Genomic DNA, 3592 nt, shown 5'->3' on the forward strand with positions numbered 1-3592 from the left:
GCGGGAGCTCGCCGCCCACCGCGCCCGCAGGGACGCCGCGGAGGCCCTGTGGCCCGGCTCCCCTCCCGCGCCTGTCGGCTATCTGACGGCCCCCGACACCCCGACCTCGCCCGTGCTCCTGGCCATCCGGCTGGAGTCGGACTGCTGCGTGGCGTGGCGGACGGAGATCGCGGCGGCGCGGTCGACGGAGATCCGGAGGTTCTGCCTCGACGCCCTCACGGCCGCCTCGATCCAACTGGAGCGCTGGCGGACGCTGGTGCCGGGTGCGCCGTTCGAGGCGCTGCCCGGGTTCCCTCCCCCGTCCTGACGGACTAGCGCCCGGCCCCGATGAGCCGGAGGATCTCGTCCGCGGCTCCGTCCACCGGCACCTGGGTGATCTCCCCGGTGGCGCGCTCGCGCAGCTCCACCGTCCCCTCCGACCATCCCCGACCCACGACGACGACCCACGGGACGCCGATTAACTCGGCGTCCTTGAACTTCACCCCCGGCGAGGCCTTGCGATCGTCGAAGAGCACCTCGAGGCGGGCCCGGTCGAGAGCCTCGACGAGCGTCGCGGCTCCGCTGGTCGCCGCCTCGTCCTTGTTGGCTATCACCACGTGGACGTCGGCCGGAGCCGCGGCCGCCGGCCACACCAGGCCCTTCTCGTCGGCGTACTGCTCGGCCAGCACCGCGACGAGCCGGGACACCCCGATGCCGTAGGACCCCATCGTCACCCGGGCGGGCTTGCCGTTCTCGCCGAGGACGTCGAATCCGAAGGCGTCGGTGTACTTCCGGCCGAGCTGGAAGATGTGACCGATCTCGATCCCTCGCGCGAGGGTGAGTGTGCCGTGGCCGTCGGGGGCCTCGTCGCCCTCCCTGACCTCGGCGGCCTCGATCGTGCCGTCGGGGGTGAAGTCGCGGCCACAGACCAGGCCCACGACGTGTCTGCCCGGCTCGTCGGCCCCGGTGATCCAGGCGGTCCCGTCGACCACCCTCGGGTCCACCAGGTACCGGACCCCGCCCGCGAGCAGGGCCCCGGGACCGATGTACCCCTTGACGAGGAACGGGTTGGCCGTGAAGTCGTCCTCGCCCAGCACGGCCACCTCGGCGGGCTCGAGCGCCGCCTCGACGCGCTTCATGTCGACCTCGCGGTCCCCGGGCAGCCCCACGCCCAGCAGCTCCCAGTCCTTCCCGGGCTCACGGACCTTGAACAACACGTTCTTGAGAGTGTCCGCCGCCGTGACCCGTCGCCCGAGGCCCGCTCCGTTGGCCCACTCGACCAGGGTCTCGATCGTCGGCGTCCCGGGGGTGTCGTGGACCACGGGCTCGGGGAGTCCCTCGAGCGGACGGGCGGGCGGTACCGGGGTCACCACGGCCTCGACGTTGGCCGCGTACTCCCCGTCCGTCGACCGGACGAAGGTGTCCTCCCCCGCCGCGGAGATCGCGAGGAACTCCTCGGACGCAGATCCGCCCATCGCTCCCGAGGTGGCGGCGCAGATCACGTACTCGATGCCCAGGCGGTCGAAGATGCGCTGGTAGGTCTCCCGGTGCACCTGGTACGAGCGTGCGAGACCGGCGTCGTCGAGGTCGAAGGAGTAGGAGTCCTTCATGGTGAACTCGCGGCCCCGGAGGATCCCGGCACGGGGCCGCTCCTCGTCCCGGTACTTGGACTGGATCTGGTACAGGGTGACGGGCAGGTCCTTGTACGAGGAGTACTCGCCCTGCACCGTGAGTGTGAACAGCTCCTCGTGGGTGGGGCCGAGGAGCATGTCGTTGCCCTTGCGGTCCTTGAGACGGAACAACGCAGATCCGTACTCGGTCCACCGGCCCGTCGTCTCGTAGGGCTCGCGGGGCAGGAGCGCGGGCAGGCTGATCTCCTGGGCGCCGGAGGCGTTCATCTCCTCTCGCACCACCTGCTCGATCCGCCGGAGGGTGCGCAGGCCGAGCGGCAGCCACGAGTACACGCCGGGCGCGACGCGCCGGACGTAGCCGGCACGGACCAGCAGTTTGTGGCTCAGGACCTCGGCATCGGCCGGGTCGTCGCGGAGCGTACGCAGGAAGAGGTGGGACAGACGCGTGATCACGGTGGTCAAGCGTAGCCGCCCGGGGACCCGCCACCGGAGCGACGGTAGCCTCAGCCGGGTGCGCATCCTCCTCTCGCCCTCCGAGACCAAGTCCGTCGGCGGGTCGGGTGGCCCCCTCGATCTGGCCGCGCTGTCCCTTCCCGCGCTCTCCGACACCCGGGAGACGGTGGCCGGGGCGCTGGTCTCGATGTGTGTCGACGACCCGGAGGGTGCGCGACGCGCGCTGGGCCTGAGCGACGCGCTCGCCGACGAGGTGACGCACGACGCACGCCTGTGGACCTCCCCCACCGCCCCGGCACTGAGCCGGTACACCGGAGTGCTCTACGACGCGTTGGACCAGGCCTCCTTCACCCGGGCCACCCGGGCGCGCGCCGAATCGCGGCTGTGGATCGGGTCGGCGCTCTTCGGACTGATCGCCGCCGACGACCCCATCCCCCACTACCGACTCTCCGCGGGGACGCGACTGCCCGGACTCGGAACGCTCCGCGCGGTGTGGAAGCCCTCGCTCACCGACGCCACCTCGGGCTGGGCCGACGACCTCGTGGTCGACCTCCGCTCGGGCGGCTACCACCAGTTGGGGCCGGTCCCGGGGGCCGTCACCGTCGACGTCGTCACGGAGTACCCGGACGGCACCCGCAAGGTGGTGTCCCACTTCTCCAAGCACCACAAGGGGCTGCTCGCCAGGACGCTGGCGACCTCACGGGCGGAGATGGCGGACGTACAGGCGCTCCTGCGGGTGGCCCGCCGGGCGGGGCACACCCTCGAACACAACTCGCCCTCCACCCTGACGATGGTGACCGGACCCTGAGGGGGACGCGGGCCCCTGTGGTCAGGACCCGGGCCCCCGAGGACAGGACCCGGGGCCCCGAGTAGAGGACCCGGGCCCCCGAGGGCGGGATTCAGGCCCGGGTCAGCACCTGCGGGAGTCCGGCGACCTCGCCGACAACCACTATCGCCGGCGGCCGGACCCCGCGGTCGGTGAGCGTGGTGGCCATGGTGCCGACCGTGCACCGGTGGGTGACCTGACCGTCGAGGCTGCCGTCCACGATGATCGCGGCGGGGGTATCCGGCGATCGGCCACCGGCCATGAGCGAGTCGGCGATGGCCGGGGAGTTCTTGACGCCCATCAGCACAACCAGCGTCCCCCGCATCCGGGCCAGGGCCTCCCAGTCGACCAGGGAGCCCGGGTGCCCCGGCGGGAGGTGACCCGAGACGATGGTGACCTCGTGGGTCATGCCGCGGTTGCTCACGGGGATCCCCGCGAGCGCGGGAACGCTGAGCGCGCTGGACACCCCGGGGACGACGGTGCAGGGGATCCCGGCCTCGGCGCAGGCGTGGGCCTCCTCGTATCCCCGCCCGTAGAGGAACGGGTCGCCGCCCTTGAGCCGGACGACGAACTTGCCCTCCCTCGCGCGGTCCACGAGGACCCGGTTGATGGCGTCCTGGGCCATCGAGCGCCCGTACGGGATCTTGGCCGCGTCGACGATCTCGACGTCCGAACGCAGCTCCCCCAGCGGCCGCTGCGGGGC

4 protein-coding genes are annotated in these 3592 nt (G+C 72.2%); 2 read left to right on the top strand and 2 right to left on the bottom strand.

Annotated elements, in window-relative coordinates; all coding sequences use genetic code 11:
* On the top strand, positions 1-307 hold a 307-nt coding region (locus tag G6018_RS10145), incomplete at its 5' end, for a DUF4439 domain-containing protein (RefSeq protein ID WP_182639533.1).
* A 4-nt stretch (positions 308-311) separates the two neighbouring features.
* On the opposite strand, the gene G6018_RS10150 is transcribed toward G6018_RS10145, so the two are convergent.
* Positions 312-2063 carry a proline--tRNA ligase gene (locus tag G6018_RS10150; protein ID WP_182617661.1) on the bottom strand — a complete coding sequence of 584 codons (1752 nt, stop codon included), beginning with the start codon at positions 2061-2063 and terminating at the stop codon, positions 312-314.
* 58 nt (positions 2064-2121) lie between these two features.
* Between G6018_RS10150 and G6018_RS10155 the strand changes: the two genes are divergently transcribed.
* Positions 2122-2871: a peroxide stress protein YaaA gene (locus G6018_RS10155; protein ID WP_182610225.1), complete on the top strand. Its 750-nt coding sequence runs from the start codon at positions 2122-2124 to the stop codon at positions 2869-2871.
* A gap of 91 nt (positions 2872-2962) precedes the next feature.
* Here G6018_RS10155 and cobA read toward each other — a convergent pair.
* Positions 2963-3592, bottom strand: a 630-nt coding sequence (cobA, locus tag G6018_RS10160) for a uroporphyrinogen-III C-methyltransferase (RefSeq protein WP_182617665.1), incomplete at its 5' end; no start/stop codon positions are given.

Source organism: Dietzia sp. DQ11-44, assembly GCF_014145205.1.
Lineage (GTDB): Bacteria > Actinomycetota > Actinomycetes > Mycobacteriales > Mycobacteriaceae > Dietzia > Dietzia natronolimnaea.